The organism is Paracoccus sp. S4493 (genome assembly GCF_000967735.1).
Classification (GTDB): Bacteria; Pseudomonadota; Alphaproteobacteria; order Rhodobacterales; family Rhodobacteraceae; genus Paracoccus; species Paracoccus marcusii.
In genome coordinates, this window is record NZ_JXYF01000361.1 from 1 (window position 1) to 238 (window position 238).

The 238-nt window shown below is 71.4% G+C and carries 1 pseudogene; it reads left to right on the forward strand.

Annotated elements, in window-relative coordinates:
* A pseudogene (locus tag TW83_RS17735) lies at positions 1-238 on the forward strand (ATP/GTP-binding protein); the annotation flags it as partial.

The window sequence follows — 238 nt, forward strand, 5'->3', positions numbered from 1 at the left end:
AGCACGGCCCTGCGGATCGGCCTGTCAGGCACGCCGGGGGTGGGCAAGTCGACCTTCATCGAGGCGTTCGGCACGATGCTGACCGAACAGGGGCTGCGCGTCGCGGTGCTGGCGGTCGATCCGTCCTCGACCCGGTCGGGCGGTTCGATCCTGGGGGACAAGACGCGGATGGAGCTTCTGTCGCGCAACCCGCGCGCCTATGTCCGGCCCAGCCCGTCCAGCGCCCATCTGGGCGGCG